Source organism: Sphingomonas sp. Leaf21, from assembly GCF_916858675.1.
Taxonomy (GTDB): domain Bacteria; phylum Pseudomonadota; class Alphaproteobacteria; order Sphingomonadales; family Sphingomonadaceae; genus Sphingomonas.
Genome location: NZ_CAKASM010000015.1, coordinates 49,625 through 73,205 on the forward strand (window position 1 = coordinate 49,625; position 23,581 = coordinate 73,205).

Genomic DNA, 23,581 nt, shown 5'->3' on the forward strand with positions numbered 1-23,581 from the left:
CCGTCTAGACGAAGCCTCCGCCCGTGAAAAGGAGCCCCACCGGGACGCTGGGTGGGGCTCCGAACGCCCGCGCACGCTACAGGGGGGATGCACGCGGACGAACTCGCCTAAAAGGCGAACTGAAGGGCCGCGCGCGCCGACAGCGCGACGTTGCCAAGACGTTGTTCGGCATTCACCTCGCCGCTCAGCCGGATCTCGCTCGTGCCGGTGATCGCGCGCACCCGGCCGATCCAGCCGCCGCCGCGTGCCTCGGGATCGAGGATGAAGGGCGTGCCGTCGCCGAAGCTGGCGATCGTGCGGCCCAGCGTTCCCGCGACCCGCTCGCGCCGCCCCCCCTCGATCTCCAGCCGGCTCCACTGGGCGTAGCGATTGTCGCCGCCGAAATTGATCCCCGCCGCGACGCTCGCGGTCAGCGCCAGTTCGTCGCTGGTGCGCTTGCGAACGGTCAGGTCGTATCCGGTGCCGCCGCCGCTTTCGCGATAGCCATCCTCATTCAGCCGGTAATAGTCGACCGCCAGGATCGGGCGGACGTTGAACTGGCCGACCCAATGCTCCCACGAAACCGAGCCCGAACCCGAATAGAGCATGCCCTTCCAATCGGCGGTGGCGCGGCGCTGTACCGCCTCGGTGCCGATCACGCCGTCGAACTGGCGCTGCGAATCGAAGGACAGGAACGCCGCCGAACCGCGCGCCTGCGCGGCCAACGCACCCCAACGGGCGCGCCAGAACCCGGCCAGCTCATATTGGCTGTGGTTTACCCGGTTGATCGCCGAGCCTTCGTTGTCGCGCCCGTTCATATAGGAGAGCGAGGCACCGAAATTGCCCGCATCGGTCTTGTGCTCGATCCCGCCGCTCACGCCCCAGCCGCGCACGTCATAGCTTTGGGTCGAACGCGCGCCCTTGGATGCGTCCCAGCCGAGCGGGCTCAGCCAATAGCCCCATTTGCCCTCTTCGCTGAATTCGCCCGCAGGCTCGCGAAGCTGCGCGGCGGCGGCGCGCGAGGCGAGCGTCACCCCCTCGAACACGCCGCCCGAATAATTGGGCAGCATCTGCTCGACCGCGCCGCGGAAGGCCGCGCCATCGTAAATGCCCCGGATCGCGTCGGACAGCTTGGCGTCCGAGCCGATCGCGGCATCGATCGCGTCGAAGGCGCTGACGCCCGCATTGCTGAGCCCGAGTTCGGTCTTGGCCTTGCGGCTGACCTCGACCGCGATCTCGTTGGGCTGGGTGGCCACGATCGCGCCCTTGTACAGGAAGGGCACGGCCGAAGCCGCGAGCGACAGGTTATTCGCCCCCGTCAGCGTCCCCGACCGCAGCACGACATAGCGGCCCGTCACGTCGGTCCCGCCCGAGACACGCAACGCGAGCTGGCTGTTGGCGCCGATGGTCGTCGCGCCGCCCACGGTGATCAGATTGGCCGTCGGGTTCGCCTTGTCCAGCGCGACGCTGAGGATCGACTGGTCGCCCATGGTCAGCGAGGCGATATTGGTGGCGCCGTTCGCCGCGAAGGTGCCGCCGCCGCTGGCGACCGTCACCGCGACATGCGCCGAGTTGGTCAGGCGTCCGGCGAAGATGCCCTTGCCCGTGATCGCCACCACGTCCTGGCCCAGCCCGGAGAAATCGGCCACCCCGTCGAAGCGCGCGGTGTCGGCGATGCTGAGCGTGTCCGCCCCCGTGCCGAAGCTCGCGGTGCCCGCATAGGTGCCCGTCCCGCTCATCTCCAGCCGGTTGTTGCCCGTGCCGAAACCCACATCGCCGGTCACCGAGCCCGCCCCGACCTGAAGCCGGTCGTCGCCGCTGCCGAAGCGGATCGCGCCGGTGATGCTGGGGGCGGCCGCACCGCTGGCCGGAGCGACCTGACGGATGATCGCGCCGCTGCTGTTGGCCGACAGGTCGATCGCGGTGCTGCGCGAGCTGTCACCGCCCGCCCCCGCAATGGCGCCCGAATTCTCGACCAGCGTCAGCCCGCCGGTCCGGTCGAGGATCGCCACCGCGCTCGCGCCCGCCGCCGTCGCGCGGATCGTGCCGGTGTTGCGGATCGTCGGCACCGTGGCACCGCTGTCGATCAGCACCGCCGACGTCACCGCCGACGCCGCGCCGCCGCCCGTCGCCTGGACCGTGCCACCGACCCGCAATTCCGGACTTGCCGCCCCCGAGCCGAAGCGGATCGCGGTCGCCTCCGCGCCATTGGCGGTGGCCTGGACCGTCCCGCCGACCGCGACGCCCTGCGCGATCTGTACGTTGCCGCCCTGCCCGCCGATGGTCAGCGCATTGGCGCGCACGCCGCTATAGACGCCGTTGCCGGTGATGCGGCCGTTGACGACGAGGCCCGGTGCCGGGGTGCTGCCGCCGGTCGCGCCGATGACGATCGCCCGGTCCGCCGCGCCGACCAGCATGGCGGGGGCGGCACCGTTCGAAATGACATCCGCAGCCTTGCCTGCGGCGTTGCCCAGCGTGATGCCGCCCGCGACATTGCCGCCGACGACCAGCGCCGACCCGCCCTGCAACAGATCGTCCGGGTCGAGCTTGGACACGTCGCTGGGCGGCGTGGTGTAGCGATAGCCGGTCGAACCGATGCCACCCTCGATGGTCAGCGCGCCGCCGATATCGCCATCGATCCGCGCACCGACCGCGCCCTCGCCGACCGCGACGATGGTGCCGCCGAGATTGACGTTGCCCGAAACCGCGCCGGTCCGGACGCCGACCGAGCGATCGCCGAGGACGTTGATCTTGCCCGACTGTGCCAGGCTGCCCGTCAGCGGCCCCGACAGATAGATACCCGCGGAGTCGTTGCCCTCGACCGTGATCTCGCCGCTGTTGCCGATCGCCCCGGTGAAGGCGCCCGCCGTGCGGATGCCGGTGCGGCGCGCGCCCTGCGCGAAGGGGCCATCCAGATCGCCGTCCTTGTCGATATCGACCGGCGTATAGCTTTCGTCGACGATGATCTTGCCGGTGTTGGCGATCTCGCCGCTGACGCCGGCCGCCGCGCCGACGCCGATCGCGTCGTTGGCGTCGGTGATCTGGACGGTGCCCGCATTGGCGAGCTTGTTATTGCTGTCGATCGTGACGGCGGTCCCGCCCGCGGTCACGACGCTGCCCGCCGCCGCGATGCTGATATCGGCGGCGGCGCCATTATTGACGGTCGCGGTGCGGACCGGCGTCGTCCGCCTGGTATCGATGACGGTCTGGGCCGAGGCGGCCGATCCCGCCGCCAGCGCGAGCGTGGCGGTCGAGGCGAAGAGCAGGCGATGCACGAATAAAGTCCCCTTTGTGCGCTTTGCCCTTCCAGACGGAGCCACGGCGCCGGACCCTTGGTGCCAGGATTAAATATTTGTCAGGTTGCCCGGCGGTGTTGACGATTGCGGCGCGGAGGATCAGAGCGCCGGACAGACGTGGGAACCCCCGCGTCGTTCCAGAAAGCGAGAACATGTCCAGCGACAGTTCCAGTAGCGCCGCACGCCCAGGGCTCGTCCGCTAGTTTCGCGAAACTGGCTTTCGTCCGCCCCGGGTCGTGCGGACGAAAGGTTTGAAATGGTCAACGATCTGATCGCCGGTGTCACCGCCGGTTTCCGTTCTTCCCGGCGCGGCCTGTCCATCGCCGATCTCGTCGATACGCTGCAGTCGCTGCCTCTCGAGGAAGCGGCCGACGCGCTGACGCAAATGCCCGACGCGCGCGCGGTCGCCGTGCTCGACAGCCCCGAGTTGCGCTGCGCCGCCGACATCCTGCCGCTGCTGACCGCCACGCGCGCCGCCGCGCTCGTCTCGCAAATGTCGGAGGACCGCGCCGCCGACGTACTCGCCGAGATGGACGAGGACGCCGCCGCCGCGATCCGCGCCGACCTGCCCGCCCCCGTCCGCGCCTCGATCGACACCCTGCTCCGCTGGCCGCCGGACAGCGCGGGCGGCATGATGACGACCGAATATGTCGCCTGCCCCGCCGATGCGACGGTGGCCGACGTGCTCGCGCATATCCGCACCGTCGAGCGGAGCCGCGAGACCGTCTATTCGGTCTTCCTGCTGGAGCCGCATGGCCGGTTGGTCGCCACCGTCTCGCTCCGCCAGTTGATCGCCGCCGAACCCGGCGCGAACGCGATCGATCTCGCGCGCGGGCATGACCCGATCACCGTCGCGCCGACCACCGACCGCGAAGAGGTCGCGCACCTGATCCGCCGCCACGATCTGCTCGCGCTGCCGGTCGTCGACGAACAGGGGCGCCCGATCGGCATCGTCACCGTCGACGACGTACTCGACGCGCTGGTCGCCGCGCATACCGAGGACACGCAGAAGTTCGGCGGCGTCGAGGCGCTCGACAATCCCTATCTGGAGACCGGCTTCCTTGCGATGATCCGCAAGCGCGCCGGGTGGCTGAGCATCCTGTTCTTCTCCGAGATGCTGACCGCCAGCGCGATGCAGCATTTCGAGTCGGAGCTGGAGCGCGCGGTCGTGCTGACGCTGTTCATCCCGCTCATCATGAGCTCGGGCGGCAATAGCGGCAGCCAGGCGACCTCGCTCATCATCCGTGCGCTGGCGCTGGGCCAGGTGCGGCTGCGCGACTGGTGGCGCGTGGCGCTGCGCGAGCTTCCGGCGGGGATGACGCTGGGCGCGATCCTGGGGCTGCTCGGCATCGCGCGTATCGCCATCTGGCAGACGCTCGGCTTTTACGACTATGGCCCGCACTGGATGCTGGTCGCGACCACGGTCGGCACCGGGCTGGTCGGGATCGTGACCTTCGGCTCGCTGGCGGGATCGATGCTGCCCTTCCTGCTCCAGCGGCTGGGCTTCGATCCGGCGAGCGCCTCCGCACCGTTCGTCGCGACGCTGGTCGATGTGACGGGGCTCGTGATCTATTTCAGCATCGCGCTGGCGATCCTGTCGGGGACGCTGCTGTAATCGAGAGAGTCGTCATCCCGGCGCAGGCCGGGATCTCGGGCGAGCGGATACCCTCACTCGCGAAAGTCCCCAGCCTGCGCTCGGGCGACGAATACCCGATCAGCGCTTCCAATAGCGCACATAGTCCACGTCCATCCGCTGCGGCAGCGCGGCGTCGTCGACGCCCTTCTGCCCGCCCCAGTCGCCACCCACCGCCAGGTTGAGGATCAGCGAATAGGGCCGGGTGAAGGGCCAGGCCGCCGCGCCGCCGGGTTTGTCGTTCCTGACCTGCATATAGGCGCGCCCATCGACCCCGATGGTGATGACGTCGGGCGTCCAGTCGAGCTGATAGCGATGGAAGGCGGTGCAGGCGGTGGCGACATCGGTCTGGCTGCCGCGCTGCGTCTTCTTCACATGGTTGTACGCGGCGGAATGGACGGTCGCGTGGATGACGCCCGGGTTCCAGCCGACCATCTCCATGATATCGATCTCGCCGCCGTCGGGCCAGCGCGCGCCGTCCATGGGGAGCAGCCAGATGGCGGGCCACATACCCCGGCCGCACGGGAGCTTCGCCCTGACTTCGTAAAAGCCGTAGCCCAGCGTCTGCTGGGTGACGAGCTTGGCGGAGGTATAGTCCTGCCCGCCCCAATCGGCCGCGTCCTTCGCCGCCTCGCGCCGCGCCTCGATCACCAGCGCGCCCTTCTCGACCCGCGCGTTGCTCCGCTTGGGCCCCACATAATATTGCAGCTCGTGATTGGGCCAGCCGCGCTTGTTCGCCGACACGTCCCAGCGCCAGCGCTTCGGATCGATCGCGCGGTTGAATTCGTCGCCGAAGGTCGGAGCGGTGCTCGGCGTCGTCATCGGGCCGTCGAAATTGGTGTTGGTCGCGCCCAGGGTCGCGCTCTGGCTATCCTGCGCGATGCCGCTTCCCGTCACCGACAGCGCCACGCCCGCCAGCATCGCCCAAGCCCATCGCCGCATCGCCATTCTCCCCAAGTGCTTTGCCCGTCAGCCTAATCCCGCGCGACGCGAAAGGCCATGCCGACGGGCGGGGAGACTTCAGCCCGCGATGGTGAAGACCGAACCCGAATCGACCCGGATGCCCGCGCCGTTGATGAAGCTGGCCCGTTCCGACACCAGGAAGGCGACGGCGGCAGCCACTTCCTCCGCCTTGCCGCGCCGCTTGAGCACCATGCCGGGGCGTTCCTCGTCGAGGAAGCTGTCGATCGCCTCGTCGAAGCTCACGCCTTTTTCCTCGGCGCGCTTCTCCATCATCTTGTCGGTCATCGGCGTCGCGATGAAGGCGGGTGACACGGTATTCACCAGCACATTGTCGCCGCCATAAGCCTTGGACAGCCCCTTTGCGAGGCTGAGGATTCCCGCCTTGGACGCGCAATAGGGCAGTTCCTCGACATAGGGCTGCACCGCATCCTCCGACGCGAACAGCACGACCCGGCCCCAGCCCTTGCGCCGCATCGCCGGTATCGCTTCCCGGCACATCCGCACCGCGCCCATCAGGTTGATGTCGAGCGTCTCCAGCCAGCCCTCGTCGCCCGTCTCCAGGAAGTCACCCTGCGCGCCGGTCACGCCCGCCGCATTGACGTAGATGTCGGGATCGCCCAGCTTTTCGCGAACCTCCCGCCACAGTGCCTTGACCTCGTCCGGCCTGGTGACATCTCCCGTCACCGCGATCACCTCGCCGAGCGACTTCAGGTCCGCCACCGCCTCGTCCAGCGTACCGCCGGGCTTGTCGGTCAGCGCGACCCGCACGCCCGCCTCGAGCAGCAGCCGCGCGGTTTCCTTGCCCATGCCCGAATCCGATCCGCTGATCAGTGCGATGCGGCCCTTGATACCCAGATCCATCGTCTTTCTCCTTCGGCGCGGCATGGTGAGGAACCTCCCCGCGGGGGCGGTCGGCCATGTCATCGATGCAGATCAATTCGCCCCGATGAAGTGATGAGGCGGCATAGGGTTCCGTCGATAAGTCTTTGATCCCCGGCGGAACGCCGTGCGCGCCCCACCCGTTCGCAAGGTTGAGAGTTCCTGGGAGAGCCCCGCATCGTGCGTTCCTTGTCAAAAGCCGAAATCGCCACAATGCCCCCGTCCGGCGATGCGCCCCATGTCACGCTGGGCGTCGCCGAACTCGCGGCTGGCGCAGCGGAACGGCTGGCGCGCGGCGACATCGTCCTGGCCACGACGGACGAGACGCGCGCGATGGCGGTGGTGAGTATCCTTACCGCCATCGCCCGCGATGCGACCGTCCTGTTCTGCCCCGGATCGGATGCGCTGCCCGGCGACGATGCCCCCGCGTCCCCGGCCAATGTCGGCCAGCGCGTATCGGCGCTGCACATGTTGCGCGCGGCGCTCAGCAAGAAGAAGCGCGGGCCGATCGCGCTGGTCACCTCGGGCGAAGCGCTCGCGCGCGGTCTTCCCTCGCCCGAAACCTTCGATGCCGAGCCGCCCTGCGTCGCGCGGGGCGAGCCCTGCGATCTGGCACGGTTGCACGCGATGCTCCTCGACCTCGGCTATATCGCCGACGAGCGGGTCGACGAACCGGGCGAAGTCGCGGTGCGCGGCCAGGTGCTGGACGTCTTTCCCGCCGATGCCGAGCAACCGCTGCGCATCGAAGTGGCGGACGGGCGGATCGGCGCCATCCGGTCCTACGATCCCGCCGACCAGCGGAGTACCGGCGATCTGGATCGTCGCGAACTGGGCCGCGTCGCCGAGCCGCCGCTCGGCTCCAGGCCGACCAGCCTGATCGAGCATCTCCCCGATGCGGAAATCATCGTCGAGCCCGCCGCCGACGAACGTCGTCGTCGCCTATTACTGCTGAGCGCCGATGTCGCCAGGCGCGGGTCGCGGCGGGCGGCGCGCGACATGATCGCCGACAAGGACTGGTCCCGCCTTCTCGCCGATCGCCGGACCGCGACCATCGACCGGTGCGACAGCCCGCCGCCGCGCTTCGTCGAGCACCGGGCGCCACTCCGTGAGTTCGCCGCCTTCGCCCGGACAGCGCGTGAGCACGGCCATCGCGTCGTCCTGATCGGCAGCGAGCGCGATCTGCGCTTCCTGGGGCGGCGGGTCGACAATGTCATGCGCACGACCGCCGTCCGTGTCGAGGATTGGCACGCGATCCGCAAGGCGGAGCCCGGCGCGCTACTGACCCTCGCCGCTCCGGCCGAGCGTGGCTTCGTCCGCAAGGGCATCGTCGCGATCACCGCCGCCGACCTGCTGGGCAGCCGCGCGGACCGGGAGGACGGCAAGGCGCACCGCGTCGACCTGTCGCTGATCCAGACCGCCGAGATCCGCGTCGGCGACATGGTCATCCACGAGGATCACGGCATCGCCGCCGTCGCGGGGATCGAGACCGTCGATCATCAGGACGGCGTGACGGGCGACGCGATCAAGCTGCTCTACGCCAGGTCGGCGACCCGCCTCGTGCCCGTCGCGGAGGCCGACCGGCTGTGGCGCTATGGCGGCGAGGACGATGCGGTTCGCGCGGACACGCTCGACGGCAAGAGCTGGCATGACCGCCGTCGCGGCATCGACGAAGCCATTGCCGAGACCGCGCGCCGCCTGACCGAGATGGCCGCCGGGCGCGCCGAGCAACATGCGCCCGTGCTCGATCCGCCGGTCGCCGACTATGAGCGTTTCGCGGCGGGCTTTCCGTTCAGCGAGACCCCCGACCAGCTGACCGCGATCGAGGCGATGCGCGCCGACCTGGCCTCGGGGCGACCGATGGACAGGTTGGTGGTCGGCGATGTCGGCTTCGGCAAGACCGAAGTCGCCCTGCGCGCCGCCGCCATCGTCGCCCTGGCCGGACGACAGGTCGCGCTGGCCGCGCCGACCACGGTCCTAGCCCGCCAGCATCTCGACAGCTTCGCCGCGCGCTTCGCCGAGAGTGGCATCACGGTCGCGGGTCTGTCCCGCCTGTCGACCGCTGCCGAGAAGCGCCGGGTCAAGGCCGGGCTGGCGGACGGCAGCATCCGGATCGTGATCGGCACCGGCGCGGTCGCCGCCAAGGGCGTGACCTACAAGGATCTCGCGCTGGTCATAGTCGACGAGGAACAGCGCTTCGGCGCCAGCGACAAGGCGCGACTGCAGGCGCTGTCGGCGGGGCATGTCCTGACCCTGTCGGCGACGCCGATTCCGCGCACGCTGCAATCGGCGCTGGTGGGCCTTCGCCAATTGTCGATCATCGCGACCCCGCCCGCCCGGCGACAGCCGATCCGCACCGCCGTCTCCGCCTTCGCGCCCGAGACGCTGCGCGCCGCCCTGCTCCGCGAACGGTCGCGCGGCGGGCAGAGCTTTGTCGTGGTGCCCCGGATCGCAGACATGGCCCCGCTCGCCGAAAAGCTGGCCAAGATCGTTCCTGAGCTGGAGCTACTGCAGGCGCATGGCAAGCTGCCCGCCGCCGAGATCGACGATGTCATGGTCCGTTTCGGGCGCGGCGATGGCGACGTCCTGCTCGCCACCAACATCATCGAGGCGGGGCTCGACGTGCCGCGTGCCAATACGATGGCGATCGTCCATGCCGATCGCTTCGGCCTGGCGCAGTTGCACCAGTTGCGCGGACGCGTCGGGCGCGGGCATCGGCGGGGCCAGGTGCTGCTGTTCACCGAAAGCGACGACGCGATCGCGCCGCGCACGCTGAAGCGGTTGCGCACGCTGGAGGCGTTCGACCGGCTCGGCGCGGGCTTCGCCATCAGCGCGCGCGACCTCGATATGCGCGGTGCGGGCGACCTGCTGGGCGACACCCAGGCCGGGCATATGCGACTGATCGGCGTCGAACTGTACCAGCAATTGCTCGAGGACGCGCTCCGCACCGCGCGGGGCGAAACCGTCGAGCGCTGGACGCCCGAACTGCGCATCGGCGTCGAGGGGCGGCTGCCCCCCGAATGGATCCCGGACGAGGATCTGCGCATCTCGCTCTACGCCCGTCTGGGGCGGCTGCGCGACGAGGCCGGGCTCGACGATTTCGAGGCCGAGCTGGAGGATCGCTTCGGCGAGCTGCCCGAAGAGGCAAGCCTGCTGATCGCCCTTGCCCGTCTGCGCGAGCGGATGCGGATGCTGGGCATCGCGCGTATCGATGCGGGGCCCGCCGCGATCGCGCTGACCCCGCATGGGCGCGACACCGACCTCGCCACCATCGACGGGCTGGAGAGGAAGGACGGCCGCTACCTGCTCCGCGAACGGTACGACTCGCCCGACGAGCGGCTGGCGCGTCTGACCGATCTGCTCGCCTGACACCCGCATCGATCCAGGCCATTGGCGTCGGCGACACGACGCCATAAGGCGCGATGCCGAAACGAGAGGAACCGTCCATGCCCTTCCCCGCCCCCTATGTCGCCGACCCGCAGCGCTATGACGCCCGCATGCCCTATCGCCGGACCGGCCGCAGCGGGCTGAGGCTTCCGGCGATCAGCCTGGGGCTGTGGCAGAATTTCGGCGGCGCCGATGTGTTCGAAACGGGCCGCGCGGTCCTGCGCCGCGCCTTCGATCGCGGCGTCACCCATTTCGATCTCGCCAATAATTATGGTCCGCCCTACGGCTCGGCGGAAGAGAATTTCGGGCGCGTGCTGGCGTCCGACTTCGCGGCGCACCGCGACGAGCTGATCCTCTCGACCAAGGCGGGCTGGGACATGTGGCCCGGCCCCTATGGCGATGTCGGCTCCTCCAAGAAGTACCTGATCGCGAGCTGCGAACAGAGCCTGAAGCGGATGGGCGTCGACTATGTCGATATCTTCTACTCGCATCGGGTCGATCCGGAAACGCCGCTGGAGGAGACGATGGGTGCGCTGGTCCAGCTTCACCGGCAGGGCAAGGCGCTCTATGTCGGCATTTCCTCCTATGACGCGGGGCTGACCCGACGCGCGGCCGCGATCCTGGCCGAGGAGAAGGTGCCGCTGTTCATCCACCAGCCCAGCTATTCCATCCTCAATCGCTGGATCGAGCGCGATCTGCTCGACACGCTGGGGGAACTCGGCACGGGCTGCATCGCCTTCTCGCCGCTGGCGCAGGGGATGCTGACCGGCAAATATCTGAACGGCGTGCCGCAGGACGCGCGTGCCAGCCGGGGCGGATCGCTGTCGCAGGACCTGCTGACCGAGCAGAACCTGTCCGCTATCCGTCGCCTGAACGCGATCGCCCAGGCGCGCGGCCAGACGCTGGCGCAGATGGCGATCGCCTGGGTCTTGCGCGATCCGCGCGTCACCTCCGGACTGATCGGCGCGCGGACCGTCGAGCAGCTGGACGACTCGCTCGACGCGGTGAAGCGGCTCGACTTCGCCGCCGAGGAACTGACGGCGATCGACCAGGCGGCGCAGGACGGCGGCATCAACCTGTGGGCGGAGTCCTCGGACATCGTCACCCTCCCCGCCGCGCAAGGCATTCCGGGCTGATCCCGATCCCGTGAAAGGCCCGGTCCCTTTGCCGAGGGACCGGGCCTGACCCGAAGGCGAGGCGGCGGATCAGTCCGCCGCGCGCTTCACCTCACCCTGCCCCATCGCCGAGACGAGCGCGCTGCCCGAGCCGGAGAAATTGGCGGCGGGAAGATCGGCCACGCGGTCGCCGACCTTGACCAGCACCCGTTCGACGGCGCCCTGCGCATTGGTGCGGACCGACTGCACCGCGCCGATCGCACGACCCTTCGCGTCGGTGACGGCCATGCCCGGATTGACCGGGAAAGCCCCACCCTGTGCCGCGCCGCTGCCCGAGAGCGCCAGAGTGCCGCTCGCCGCCGACAGTAGGCCCGACCCCGAACCGCTGGCCGAACCGGCGGCGCCCGCGCTGCTGTTCGCCGCGCGATCGGTCAGGCTGGCGGCGGTGCCCCGCGCCCGCTCGCCGACCGCACCCGCGGTATCGCGAACCCGCCCGGCGGCGTTGCCGACCGCATTCACGCCCCGCCCCGCGACGGCGCGTACCGTATCGGTCCCGACGAGCTGCGCATCGACGCCGCCGCCGGCCGAGCCGGATGCCGAACCGCTACCCGCACCAGAGGCGCGGCCGATCCGCGTCGCGCTGTCCAGGGTCGAGCCCCCCGAGGCCTCGCCCGACGCAGCGACCCGACCGCGACGAAGATCGACGCTGCGGTCGCCGCGCGCCGAACCGCGCGTGCGGCTGGCGGTATCGGTCGCGATCCGCCCCTGATCGGCCATGGTGCCGAGCGATCCCGTCGCCGATCCGGTCAGTCCACCGGTCATGCTGCCGAGTTGACCACTCAGGCCACCCGCACCGCCCAGCAACTGCGCCGATGCGGGCGCGGCCGACAAGGTGAGGGCAAGGATCGCGGTGCCAGCTAGAATATTCTTCATCATCGTTCTCCTCAACTTCTGGAACGACAACGGCACCGCCTGCCGGTTTAATCCGTACGGTATCGAAAATTATTGGGATGGGGTGCGACATTCTCCGCAAACCATTCCACGGCCGAAGTTTTTATCTGCACCCCGGGCGCCCAGATCCTTTGCCTGACCATCGACCGACCGAAGCGCAGCGCCGACCCGGCCGGGATCGAGCGCGGGATAGGCGGCGGCGATCCGGCCCGCCACCAGGGGCACGGCGAAGGAGGTGCCGCGCACCGTCATCCGCCGTCCGCCCAGTCCGATCGCCAGCATGTCGGCGCCAGGCGCGACATAGTCGATATGCGACGCCCGCCCCGCCTCGATCAGCGGCCTGTTGCGGGCATCCACCCCGCTCACCGCGACGACACCGGGATAGGAGGCGGGATAGGCGGGCGGCGCGGCGGGGCCGTTATTGCCGACCGCCGCGACGATGATCAGGCCACGCGCCTGCGCCGCCGCGATGACCCGCGCCAGCAGCGGATTGTGCGGCCCGACCAGGCTGACCGTCGCGACCGGCACCCGCTCCGACACCAGCCAGCCGAGCGCCTTGGCGAGCGCCGTCGCATTGCCGCCCGCCGGATCGCTGCCATAGACATCGGCCGATGCGATCCGCGCGCCGGGCAGCGCGCCACGGACAGGCCCCCTGCCCGATATCAGCGAGGCGACAGCGGTGCCGTGATCGTCGGGCCGGGGCGCACCCGTCGCGAAGCCGCGGCTGAGCGTCGCGCCCTCGACCCCGCCATCGATCACGCCGACCGTCACCGCCATGCCCCCGGATCGCGCGACGGCGATGCCGCCCGTGACGGGTGCCGCGATGCCGCTGGGGAGATGCAGTTGGTCCGCACTGGCCTCGCCGCCGAGCCGTTCGATCAGCGCCAGCGCCTTCTTGAGCGACAATCCGCCTGGCACGCGCAACCGGACGAAGGGGACGCCCAGCACGTCGTCGCGCTCGATGACCGTAAAGCCCTGCGCCACGACCGCGCCGAGCACCGCCTCGCTCGGTGCATCCACGACCACCTCGCCCGCGCGCGCGGGGAAACCGTTGGGATCGAGCGCGATGGCATCCGGGTGATCGCGCACGAGCTGGGCATAGGCCGTGCGGCGGACGGTGTTCAGCGTTTCGGCCGCCGTGCGTGCTACCCGGTCGACGCCGCTCCGCAGCGGATCGACCACACCGCCCACGACCGGTCCGATCGTCGAGGGCAACCCACCCGGCAGCGATGGCAGCCCCCCGCCAAGCTGCGCGCGCGCATTGCCGACGGACAGCGCGCAACCCGCCAACACGGCGGCCGCGCACAGAAACCGAAACCCCCGCTTGCTCAACTCGGATCTCCCACTCGAACACATATGCTGACATAGATCAGTCGAGCAGGGATTAAACGATCCGGGTCATCCGTTTCATCCCCATCATAGAGGAACCACGCTTGGCTGCATTCGAACAGGAGTTGTTGGCGCTGCTGCCGCGATTGCGGCGGTTCGCCCGATCGCTCACCCATGATGCGGCGGACGCGGACGATCTTTGCCAGGTCACGATCGAGAAGGCGCTGCTGGCGCGAGGCTCGTGGCAGGCGGGGACACGATTGGATAGCTGGATGTACCGGATCATGCGCAACGCCTGGATCGACACCGCCCGCTCGCGCGCCCGCGCGGCGCAGACCTTCGTCGGCGAGGATGCCGGGCTCTCGGTCGGCGCGACGGGCGCGGCGGAGGCCCGCGTCGCGCTGAGCGAGGTCGACGCCGCGATGCGGACGCTGCCCGACGAACAGCGCGAGGCGGTCGCGCTCGTCCTGGTCGAGGGACTGGCCTATAAGGAGGCCGCCGAAATCCTCGACATACCGATGGGCACGCTGACCTCGCGGCTGGTGCGCGGGCGACAGGCGTTGATGGCACGACTGGGAGAAGCGGCATGACGATCGAACCCGAAATGCTGATGGCCTATGCCGATGGCGTGCTCGATCCGCTGAACGCCAAGCGCGTCGAACGGGCGATCGCCGCCGATCCCGCGCTGGGCGAGGACGTCGCGCGCCACCGCCGCCTGAAGGCACGCCTCGCGGCGGCCTATGCCCCGATCGGCGAAGAGCCGGTGCCCGATCGGCTGGCCGCCATGCTGTCGAGCAACGTCGTGCCCCTGTCGCCGCGATCATCCCCCCGCTCGCGCCTGTCGCGCCCCGTCTGGCGGTCGGCGGCGGCGATGGCGGCGTGCCTCGTCGTCGGCGTGCTGATCGGTCGGCAGGCGGATCAGGGACCGGTTTCGGCCACCACGCACGGCCTCTATGCGCAAGGCTCGCTCGCCGACGCCCTCGACCGGCAGGCAAGCGGTGGCGACGGTCCGGTCCGGATCGCCGTCAGCTTCCGGGCCGAGGATAACGGCTTCTGCCGCGTGTTCCAGTCGGCCGCCGCCGATGGCATTGCCTGCCGCGACCCGCGCGGCTGGTCGCTGCGCCGGACGATGCCGGGGCATGTGCCATCGGCGCGGGGCGGCTATGCGCAGGCCGGATCGTCGGACACCGAATTGATGGTCGCGGCGCAGAACATGATGGCCGACATGCCGCTCGACGCCGCCGGGGAAAAGGCCGCCATCGCCAGGGACTGGCGCACCCACTGATCCCGCCCGCTCAGCGCCCGTGAGGATTAGGGCCGATCGACATTCCGCTATGCCTGTCCTTCCCTCGCCCCTCGTAGAGGGGAGAGGGTTGCGCAGACTTGGTCTTTGCCAAAGCAAAGGCCTAGTCGGAGCTGGGTGAGGGGAGAATAAGCTGAATGTCGATCGGCCCTGGGGACCCAAGCCGCCGGAAAAGCCCGCTTTCGGAAAGCGTGCGTTTCACGGCATGACCCCGCCTCATGGGTGCATCGTGGCCGCGTGTGACCTATCTGGGTTCCATGAAAAAGATCGGTTTCCTGTCCTTCGGCCATTGGTCGCCCTCCCCGCAATCAGCGACGCGTTCGGCGCAGGACGTCTTGCTACAGTCGATCGACCTCGCCGTCGCGGCCGAGCAACTGGGGGCGGACGGCGCCTATTACCGCGTCCACCACTTCGCGCAGCAGCTCGCCTCGCCCTTCCCGCTACTGGCGGCGGTGGCTGCGCGGACGAAGCGGATCGAGATCGGCACCGGCGTGATCGACATGCGCTACGAGAACCCCTTCTACATGATCGAGGATGCCGGATCGGCGGACCTGATCAGCGGCGGCCGCCTCCAGCTCGGGATCAGCCGTGGCTCGCCCGAGCAGGTCATCGATGGCTGGCGGCATTTCGGCTATGGACCTGCCGAGGGCGAGACCGATGCCGATCTGGGCCGTCGCCATGCCGAGGTCTTCCTGCACCTGCTCAAGGGTCAGGGCTTCGCCAGGCCCAATCCGCGCCCCATGTTCCCCAACCCGCCCGGCCTGTTGCGGCTGGAGCCGCATTCGGACGGCCTGCGCGAACGGATCTGGTGGGGCTCGGCCTCCAACGCGACCGCGATCTGGGCCGCCAAGCAGGGCATGAACCTGCAAAGCTCGACCCTGAAGGCCGATGAGAGCGGCGAGCCCTTCCACGTCCAGCAGGCCAAACAGATCCGCGCCTATCGCGAGGCCTTCGCCGCCGCCGGGCATCAGCGCACGCCGCGCGTGTCGGTCTCACGCTCGATCTTCGCGCTGACCAACGACCAGGACCGCGCCTATTTCGGCCGCGACGACAGCCAGGATCAGGTGGGTGTCATCGACAATATGCGCGCGGTGTTCGGCCGCTCCTACGCCGCAGAGCCAGAACGCCTGATCGAACAGCTCCGCGCCGACGAGGCGATCGCGGAGGCCGACACGCTGCTGCTGACCGTCCCCAACCAGCTCGGCGTGGCGTACAACGCGCACGTGATCGAGAACATCCTGCGCCACATCGCCCCGGCGCTCGGCTGGCGATGACGAGCCATGGGCCTCGGCGGACAGCCGGGGCCAATTTTGTGCCAGCAAATCAAAATGGGAAATGGCGCGCCCGGAACGATTCGAACGTCCGACCCTCAGATTCGTAGGCTAAGATCTGAGAGACGACTTCTCAACTAAATCGTTTCCTCGTGTATCCGACCGTATCAATCCGTAACGATAGCAGTGATTTATCTAATTTCATGGTTGCCGTCCGTGTGTGACATTCGCCGCGAATTTCCGTCAATAAGTGTGCCCCCAGTGAACCCAGGAGGCACCGTTGAACGACGTCAACATCAACGACATGGCTATCAAGGAACTTGTCAACAGCAAGCCAAGCGGCACGAAGATCTATCTCTGGGACAGGGTCGTCAAGGGGTTCGGAGTCTACAGAACCTCCAAGGGCGTGCCTACCTTCGTCTATCGATATCGCTCGGGACAGGAGTATCGCTACAAGAAGATCGGTACGAGGGTCGTGATGACCTGCGTGCAGGCGCGCGACATCGCTCGAGGTTATGCATACCAGCGCAGCCAGGGCATCGATCCCGTGATGCGCGAACGTGAGGCCATCGCTGAAGCGAAGGCCGCCGATGCCCTGCTCGTGCGCAACTATGCCGAAGGCTTCATCGATCGCAAGGAGCGGTCGAAGGCCCCCTTCACCGAAGGTAACAAGAGCACGATCCGGAACCAGATCGTCGGCAAGCTGGGCGACAAGCGCATGGACCGGATCACGCTCGAAGAGGTCGAGGAAGCCGGCCTCCTGATCCAAAAGGAGACGGGTGCGTCGGGCCGCTGGTTCTACACCTACGTCAAGGCCATGTTCTACGACGCGGAAAAGCGCAATGCGATCGTGAAATCGCCGCTGCGGGCGCTCGAAGTCCCTCAGCCGAACGAAAGGGATCGGGTGCTCTCCGAAACCGAACTGCGCATCTTCCTCATGGCGGCGCACGACATGCACGATGCCCGCGGCGACCAGTACGAGATGCTCCTGCGGGTGCCAAAACGCCGCAGCGAGGTCAGCGACCTGCCGTGGTCGGAGATCGACCGTTCGAACAAGGTCTGGATCTGGAACCTGCCCAAGGCGAGATCCAAGAACAAGGTCGCGCAGACGATCCACCTCCCTGCGCAGGTCCGCGCCCTGCTTGAGCGACAGCAGCCCGATGCCGCCCTTCGCACGGGGCTCGTCTTTGCACGCGGCGGCAGCATCAGACCGGCCATCGCCCATAGCGCACGCAAGGTACTGAATGCCAACATGCACCGGCGTATAGAATTCGCTGTCGAGGACGGATTCGAGGTCACCGTCATCGATCATTTCACCATCCACGACCTGCGCACCGCCGTATCCACCGCTCTGCAACGCAAGCCCTTCTCGATCATGCCGCACGTCATCGAGGCAATGCTCAACCACAAGCCGCCCTCCAAGGTTCAGCGCACCTACCAGCAAGACAAGTACGTACCGGAAGTCGCAGATGCCCTTCGGGCGTGGAACGACCATGTCGATGCGCTGATGGGTGCTTCCGCTCACTGGCCCGGCGGCACTTTCCTGAAACGGATGGTGGGCAAGGAGGTGGAACGCAGGCACCAGGCGTTCACGGCGGGCTGGAAGAGCGACGATGAAGGAGAGGACCGGACCGACGGCGCCTGACTAGACGTCCGAGGATCGTTTGTGCAGTCTTGTGGGGTGAGGAAATGGGTGCCCATCTTCTCGCGCCTGCATACAGATCATGGTCGAGGGGGCGTTCGACGTTGCAGAAGGACTACGAATTTCCAGCCGATTGGTCGGCACATAGCCTCACGCCGGTATCGGATCTACTCTACATGGCCGAGGCGGCGGCACGCGCGTCATCAATCCTGTGCTACCCTTGGATCGCGGAGGATCGCCTCACCGATGCAGGAGCGGACCCTGCGCCATCGCTGGTGCCGCCGGAACAGGCATTCCTATCCGATGGGTCACCCGTACCGGAGGTGCATCTCGCCCAGAGCGGCATCGTCTGGTCCTACGCCCATTTCGGCGACTTCGAGCACCCTTTTCCGGCGCAGCGCGCTTCCGTCGATCAGGATGATTGGAACGAGGCGTACAGTGAAGCGACGTGGCTGGACTCGTCTCGCGACACAAGCCGTCGCGTGGCGCGTATCATCGCCGACATGCTGACGACCGCCGCCGCGACTAACCGGCTTATCACGTTCGTGCGTCCCATCGGCGGCGGGACGGCGATGAAGGATCCTCCTGAATTCGCATGGGACATCGACGACAGGCTGGCCCGTCTCGCACGCTGCGGCTTGGTGTACGACCGCCCCGGCGACACGGACTCGCGCCCGGACCACCTGATCTACTTCGAGCCGTCGGGCTTCGACGACGTGATACGGACCTTCCTTCCGACGCACTGGACGCCGCTGCTCAACGAATTGGCGCACGAGCCGCCACCGGGACGCCCGAGCCCCACCGAACGCCGGAAAATGCTGGTCGATATAATGTGCGCCTCGATACAGGCGGATAAGAAGCGGCGATGGACCCATGCGGCTCTCGAGAACGCAGTCAGAGCATCTGGGATTACCGACTTCACCATGAACATGTTCTTGGACGCCCGACGGCGGGCGATTGCCCGAACCAAGATCGAGACGCCGCCCGGCCGACCGAAGAAGCAGGACGGCAACGTCGAAGCCCCTGAAGAAAAGGAAACCTGAGGAAAAACCCCGGGACATTTGTGATTCTTCGCCGCAGGTCCCGGATATTCGCGGTCGCCATAAAGATGTCTTGTGTTCGCAGAGGCCAACTTCCGGCCGGTACAGCGAGGACACAGATGACGTACATCGTTGCCTTCTCCAACACCATCGGCGCGTTCACTCCGCCGATCGTCACGCCGTCGGCGACCGTCACGCCGCCCATGATCGATCCGCCGGCATCCGCAGACGCCATACCCGCCGGCGGCTTCTCCGATGACGCCATGGTCGACGTCAGAACGGCGGCGATGATCGTCGGGCTCGCGAAGAGCACGCTCGACAAGAAGAGGGTCGCGGGCGGAGGTCCCATCTTCGTCAAGTATCCGTCGGGTGCGGTCAGATACTCGGTCCGCGAACTGCGACGCTGGATCCGCGTGAACAGCACCGCCTCGACCAGCGAGCACTGGGCGGCCCGCTGACATCGCGCCGGCATCACCGGCGGCTCACCAAATTGAAGAGGTAATTTCATGACCACCGTCCCCCGTGACGGAGGCGCGTCGACCTGCGTCCTCGCCGCCTCCGACATCCGCGACCTGCACGACGCCTCGTTGTCCAGCAAGGTCGCGCCGCTCGCCGTTCTCCGCATCGCCACGCTCATCCCATGCGATGCCGCAGCCATCGCAGCTGCGCGGATCGAGGACATCGATCGCGAACTCGGACTGCTACGTCTGTCCACGCCGTCGGGAACGATGGCCGAGGTGGCGCTCGGCATGGATGCCGCCGCTGCCGTGTCCGCTGCTGCAGGCGCCAGGACGGAGGGACCGCTCGTCATCGATGCGTATGGAGACGCGCTGTCGATCGATGCGGACACCTTGGACTACGCGAGGGAGCTCGCCGCCGACGGCATCGTGCGGACGCCGTCGGGTTGGACGTTCGAAGCGATCAGGAACGCCATGTTCGAGGACATGCTGGAGTTCGGCATGACCCTTGAGATCGCCACGGCGCAAGCGGGGCTCGGGACCGAGGTTCTCGAGGGCAACGCACGCCTGACCCGCCTGCATTCCCAGCGTGGTGGTGCGGACTGGTGGACCTATCGACTGGGTCTCCCTCCGGCTTCGCCGTTCAGGATGCTGGCCGCGTACGGTCGCGAAGGCCGCTTCGGCGATCTTTGGAAGTATCGTCCGGACAAGGGATACTGGTCGTGACGGGCGTCGGCCCCATCGCGCCGACGCTTCAGGAAGTCCGCATCCTCCTCCGTGGCGCGAAGATCATTCCGGCCCCGCTGGGTACGGTGATGCAGCTCTGCATCATGTGCCTGTGTCTTCCATGGGAGGCCGTCGGCATCGACATCGAGCGGATCGACTGGGGGACCGGCTTCACCGATGTGCCGGCCAGGGGCGGTAGGACGAGGAGGCTGTACCTGCCCGCTCCGGCGATGAAGCTCGTGCTGACCGTCGCCGGTTCTGCCGGGGGTACTGGTCAGGCCGTCACGGCGGGACGCGGCGTTCCACTGCAAGGAAGGCACATCAGGCTCGACCGGATCCAGAAGCGGCTGGCCGAAGCCGATCCCGCGACCGGCCGCATCGCGTGGAACTTCCACGGCATCCGCGCCGCCGGACGATCCGCCTTGGAGGTCGCCGGAACGCCCGACCTCGACGTGCTGCTCGGCCTGTATGATCGTGGATGCTCCGACCGAAACGCCGACGCCGAGATCATGGCCACCGGCATCGAACGGTGGTGTGCCCTACTCCTGTCGGAACCCGGCATGCGGCCGGGGAAGCGCTGACGGTGGCAGCGCCCTTCCCGGGGAAGCTGAACAACGGGAAGTCTTCGCGACACCGCCTGACGACGCCGTCGCGGAGGTTTCGAGGAAAGCGGTGGAAGCGGAGGGCAGAAGGAAAATCTGGCCCCCGATCCACCGAGAGCGTCGCGAGTGACGTGAGATCGAGAAGGATCATGACATGAAGAACAGATCGAACGTGTGGACCGTCGGTCTGCCGGCACGCTACGTCAGGGCGGACGGGTCGGTCGACACCGCCAGGCTGAAGGCGGAGGTGTCGATCGTGGAGATCGCGGCGGAGGCTACCGACCTCAAGCGTGTCGGCAGCGAGATGCGGGGACTGTGCCCCTTCCATCAGGAGAAGCGGTCCAGCTTCTCCGTCAACGAAGACAAGGGCGTGTACCACTGCTTCGGCTGCGCGCAGCACGGCGACGCCATCGACCTGCTGTCCCGCATCCACAAGGTGGATTTCCTGGAGGCATGCCGCAGGCTGGTCGGAGCTGAGCATGCGGGGCTTAAGCGGGCCGCCGTCAGGAAGCAGGATGCGGCGACCAGAGCGGCGAACCGTGGTCGGGCCAGAGACGAATGGCGTAGGGCGACCGCGAGCGAAGGGACGATCGTCGAGACGTATCTGATGGGCCGCGGCATCGGACATTCCGTGCCCGGCAGCATCCGCTACGGCAGAACGCCCCGCTACTGGCGGGAGGACGGCGCCGAAGGTCCGCGCCATCCGGCGATGATCGCCGCCGCGCAGGACGCGCAGGGCAGGATCGTCGGCATCCAGCGTACCTATCTCGACCATGAGGGCAGGAAGATGCGCGGCGGATCGCCCCGGCTCAGTCTCGGTCGCGTGCGCGGTGCGGCGCTGAGGCTGGGTCCGGTGGCGCCGCGCATCATGCTGGCGAGCGCCGTTGAGGATGCGTTGTCGCTGAGGTTGATGTTCCCCGGTGTTGCGGTCTGGGCGGCGTTTGGGGACGCCAACCTCCGCCACGTCGAGGTGCCGCGCGGCATCTGGCATGTGACGGTGTGCGGCGACGCCGACGAGTCCGGCAGGGCGGCGGTGGCCGCGACGCGCGAGGCGCTGGGCGGTCGGGGGATCGTGACCGACGAGCTGTTCCCGCGTGCGGGCAAGGACTTCAACGAGGAGTGGCTGCTGCTCCACGCCTGAGCAGGCCGTCCGATCACGAAGGAGGACGACATGAGCGTCGCAGCCGGACTCGGCCGCGGCGGACGCCCGGGCCATGCCCGCGATCCGCCGAACGCCGACGACGAAGACCAGAGTAATCGACCATCCGCGCATCGTCTCGGACGTGCGCCCAACGAGGACATCGACATGGGTAAGAAGAAGAACACCACGGCGATCACGACGACCGGCACGTCGTCGAACGCGCTGGTCGTCAAGCGGGACGTGCCCGTCCGCTTCGAGCGGCGGCTCGTCGTCGCGGAGGCCGTGTACCGCGTGTCGGCATTGCGCCCCACCGAGGCCGGCCCGTGGTCGCAGGAGGCGGACAAGATCGCCTGGACCGACGCCGACACCGGATACGGAATCATCATCCGCCGCTCGCCGCTGATGCTGAACCTGTGCGGCTACGTCGGCGTCGGCCCCGATCACCCGCTGGCCGGCTTCGATCGGTCATCCATCCGGGCGGTCGGCGTCGATGCGCACGGCGGGATCGACTATGCGTCCCCATGCCAGAAGTACGAGCCGGAGCACGTCTCGATCTGTCATGTCACCGAGAGTCTGCTTCCGGCGGGACAGACGCAGCGCGTATTCGCCAACGAAGCGGCAGACCATGACGACGCTTGGTGGATCGGTTTCTCCTGCGACAAGGCGGGGGACCTCGTGCCGCAGCCGAACGGCATCGGGCACGGGTCGATGGCCGATGCCCAGGCGGGGCTGCTGGAACAGGTCTACCGTGACGAGGCGTACGTGTACCACCAGTGCATGTCGCTCGCCATGCAGCTGCGCGCCATCGAAGAGGGGCGTGTGCCCGAACCCCATGCGGTCGATGTGCCGCCCGTCGGCATCAACTTCGGCGCAGAGAGGGGCTGATCATGGACAGGACCAACACCGCCGGGCCGATCTGGGGCGAGCACCTCGCGGTCGATTACGTCAACACCACCGCGCCGTTCGTCGATGCACACGGCAACCGCTTCCGCTCGATCAGGGACGCATTCTGGCGGGGACGGCTCGGCATGGGCGATCACAGTCGGGAAATCACCGAGGCGATCATGGAGACGATCCATGCCGCCCTCGTCGCCCGCGCGTTCCACAGGCGGCTCGGCAAGAGCGAGGCGACGGACATCTACGGCGGGAACGTCCCCTTCGGCCGTTTCGTCTTCCAATGGCTGTACAGCATGGGATTCATCGCGGACAAGGGTTCCGGCGATCCCGCACACGGTGACGTGTCCGAGGAGGGGATGGCCGTCATCCGGATGTTGGAAGCGACCAGACCGGTGAACCTCGCGCTGCAGCCGCTCGGGCGCACCTCGGTCGCCGCGCTGAACGACGCCATCGACGGCCCGGAGATCGGTGAGGATCGCCGCGTGCGGGTCGAGGAGGTGTCCGCCGGATGGCCGAGCCGGTTCGTCCGGCGCACGATCGCCGACAAGCCGACGATCGTCCTCGTCTGCCACCCCGAGGAGCGGAGCATGCGAGTCGCGCGTACCGTATGGACGGTCGCGTTCGAGAACGAGGCGATCCGCAACGACCTGTTCGACTGGCTGTGCGACCACGTCGATCGGTGGGACGAATGGGCGCGTGCGGCCTATCGGGGCGGCGGAGCGGCGCTGACCCGTCACCTGCTGACCATCATTTCCTCGGATATGGCGGCTGGAAACATGGGATCGCGTGCGGCGGTAGGGTCGGTGAGCTCCAACCTCCTGACACACGGGGAGTAGTCGTCGAGCGGTTCGCGGGCGGTGCGACATCATTCGTCGCATCGCCCCTCCTGTCCTCCGAATGAATAGTCGGGCACCTCATCCCGTAATACTATCGGCGGCGCTCGCGTTTTCTGGCCATCCGATGATGGCAGTG

General features: G+C 68.0%; 19 protein-coding genes. 14 read left to right on the forward strand and 5 right to left on the reverse strand.

Going from position 1 to position 23,581, the window contains the following annotated elements:
• Positions 1 to 107: 107 nt before the first annotated feature.
• Entirely contained in the window at positions 108 to 3,254 is a 3,147-nt protein-coding gene (locus LRP66_RS12370) for an autotransporter outer membrane beta-barrel domain-containing protein (RefSeq protein WP_230482905.1), read from the reverse strand.
• A 277-nt stretch (positions 3,255 to 3,531) separates the two neighbouring features.
• Between LRP66_RS12370 and mgtE the strand changes: the two genes are divergently transcribed.
• The gene (gene mgtE / locus LRP66_RS12375; protein WP_230482906.1) at positions 3,532 to 4,890 is read left to right on the forward strand and encodes a magnesium transporter; all 1,359 of its coding nucleotides are present in this window, start codon (positions 3,532 to 3,534) and stop codon (positions 4,888 to 4,890) included.
• Positions 4,891 to 4,989: 99 nt separating this feature from the next.
• On the opposite strand, the gene LRP66_RS12380 is transcribed toward mgtE, so the two are convergent.
• Entirely contained in the window at positions 4,990 to 5,850 is an 861-nt protein-coding gene (locus LRP66_RS12380) for a glycoside hydrolase family 16 protein (RefSeq protein ID WP_230482907.1), read from the reverse strand.
• 78 nt (positions 5,851 to 5,928) lie between these two features.
• Positions 5,929 to 6,732, reverse strand: coding sequence for an SDR family NAD(P)-dependent oxidoreductase (locus LRP66_RS12385; RefSeq protein ID WP_230482908.1), 804 nt, complete (start codon positions 6,730 to 6,732; stop codon positions 5,929 to 5,931).
• A 231-nt stretch (positions 6,733 to 6,963) separates the two neighbouring features.
• Here LRP66_RS12385 and LRP66_RS12390 point away from each other — a divergent pair, with 231 nt between their 5' ends.
• Both LRP66_RS12390 and mgrA read left to right on the forward strand, forming a co-directional pair.
• Entirely contained in the window at positions 6,964 to 10,116 is a 3,153-nt protein-coding gene (locus tag LRP66_RS12390; RefSeq protein WP_230482909.1) for a helicase-related protein, read from the forward strand.
• A 77-nt stretch (positions 10,117 to 10,193) separates the two neighbouring features.
• Positions 10,194 to 11,270 carry an L-glyceraldehyde 3-phosphate reductase gene (mgrA, locus tag LRP66_RS12395; RefSeq protein WP_230482910.1) on the forward strand — a complete coding sequence of 359 codons (1,077 nt, stop codon included), beginning with the start codon at positions 10,194 to 10,196 and terminating at the stop codon, positions 11,268 to 11,270.
• 69 nt (positions 11,271 to 11,339) lie between these two features.
• On the opposite strand, the gene LRP66_RS12400 is transcribed toward mgrA, so the two are convergent.
• Positions 11,340 to 12,182, reverse strand: a complete 843-nt coding sequence (locus LRP66_RS12400; RefSeq protein ID WP_230482936.1) for a hypothetical protein — start codon at positions 12,180 to 12,182, stop codon at positions 11,340 to 11,342.
• Positions 12,183 to 12,251: 69 nt separating this feature from the next.
• Positions 12,252 to 13,532, reverse strand: coding sequence for a S8 family serine peptidase (locus LRP66_RS12405; RefSeq protein ID WP_230482911.1), 1,281 nt, complete (start codon positions 13,530 to 13,532; stop codon positions 12,252 to 12,254).
• A 101-nt stretch (positions 13,533 to 13,633) separates the two neighbouring features.
• On the opposite strand from LRP66_RS12405, the gene LRP66_RS12410 reads away from it, so the two are divergent.
• The 11 genes from LRP66_RS12410 to LRP66_RS12460 all read left to right on the forward strand — a co-directional run bounded on the left by LRP66_RS12410 (position 13,634) and on the right by LRP66_RS12460 (position 23,445).
• Positions 13,634 to 14,119 (forward strand): RNA polymerase sigma factor, encoded by a 486-nt coding sequence (locus LRP66_RS12410; RefSeq protein ID WP_230482912.1) that lies wholly within the window; start codon positions 13,634 to 13,636, stop codon positions 14,117 to 14,119.
• Positions 14,116 to 14,814 carry an anti-sigma factor family protein gene (locus LRP66_RS12415; protein WP_230482913.1) on the forward strand — a complete coding sequence of 233 codons (699 nt, stop codon included), beginning with the start codon at positions 14,116 to 14,118 and terminating at the stop codon, positions 14,812 to 14,814. The genes LRP66_RS12410 and LRP66_RS12415 overlap by 4 nt, the downstream gene beginning before the upstream one ends.
• Positions 14,815 to 15,089: 275 nt before the next feature.
• Positions 15,090 to 16,106, forward strand: coding sequence for an LLM class flavin-dependent oxidoreductase (locus LRP66_RS12420; RefSeq protein ID WP_230482914.1), 1,017 nt, complete (start codon positions 15,090 to 15,092; stop codon positions 16,104 to 16,106).
• 277 nt (positions 16,107 to 16,383) lie between these two features.
• Positions 16,384 to 17,748, forward strand: a complete 1,365-nt coding sequence (locus tag LRP66_RS12425; protein WP_230482915.1) for a tyrosine-type recombinase/integrase — start codon at positions 16,384 to 16,386, stop codon at positions 17,746 to 17,748.
• Between the two features lie 101 nt (positions 17,749 to 17,849).
• Positions 17,850 to 18,788: a hypothetical protein gene (locus LRP66_RS12430; protein ID WP_230482916.1), complete on the forward strand. Its 939-nt coding sequence runs from the start codon at positions 17,850 to 17,852 to the stop codon at positions 18,786 to 18,788.
• Between the two features lie 116 nt (positions 18,789 to 18,904).
• A complete protein-coding gene (locus tag LRP66_RS12435) occupies positions 18,905 to 19,243 on the forward strand; it encodes a helix-turn-helix transcriptional regulator (RefSeq protein ID WP_230482917.1) in 339 nt (112 codons plus the stop codon).
• A 48-nt stretch (positions 19,244 to 19,291) separates the two neighbouring features.
• A complete protein-coding gene (locus LRP66_RS12440; RefSeq protein WP_230482918.1) occupies positions 19,292 to 19,969 on the forward strand; it encodes a hypothetical protein in 678 nt (225 codons plus the stop codon).
• Positions 19,966 to 20,550, forward strand: coding sequence for a hypothetical protein (locus LRP66_RS12445; RefSeq protein WP_230482919.1), 585 nt, complete (start codon positions 19,966 to 19,968; stop codon positions 20,548 to 20,550). Before LRP66_RS12440 ends, LRP66_RS12445 begins: the two co-directional genes overlap by 4 nt.
• Positions 20,551 to 20,725: 175 nt before the next feature.
• Positions 20,726 to 21,712: a CHC2 zinc finger domain-containing protein gene (locus LRP66_RS12450; RefSeq protein ID WP_230482920.1), complete on the forward strand. Its 987-nt coding sequence runs from the start codon at positions 20,726 to 20,728 to the stop codon at positions 21,710 to 21,712.
• 30 nt (positions 21,713 to 21,742) lie between these two features.
• Positions 21,743 to 22,597 (forward strand): hypothetical protein, encoded by an 855-nt coding sequence (locus LRP66_RS12455; protein ID WP_230482921.1) that lies wholly within the window; start codon positions 21,743 to 21,745, stop codon positions 22,595 to 22,597.
• Between the two features lie 2 nt (positions 22,598 to 22,599).
• On the forward strand, positions 22,600 to 23,445 hold the full coding sequence (locus tag LRP66_RS12460; protein ID WP_230482922.1) for a hypothetical protein: 846 nt from the start codon (positions 22,600 to 22,602) through the stop codon (positions 23,443 to 23,445).
• Positions 23,446 to 23,581 lie beyond the last annotated feature (136 nt).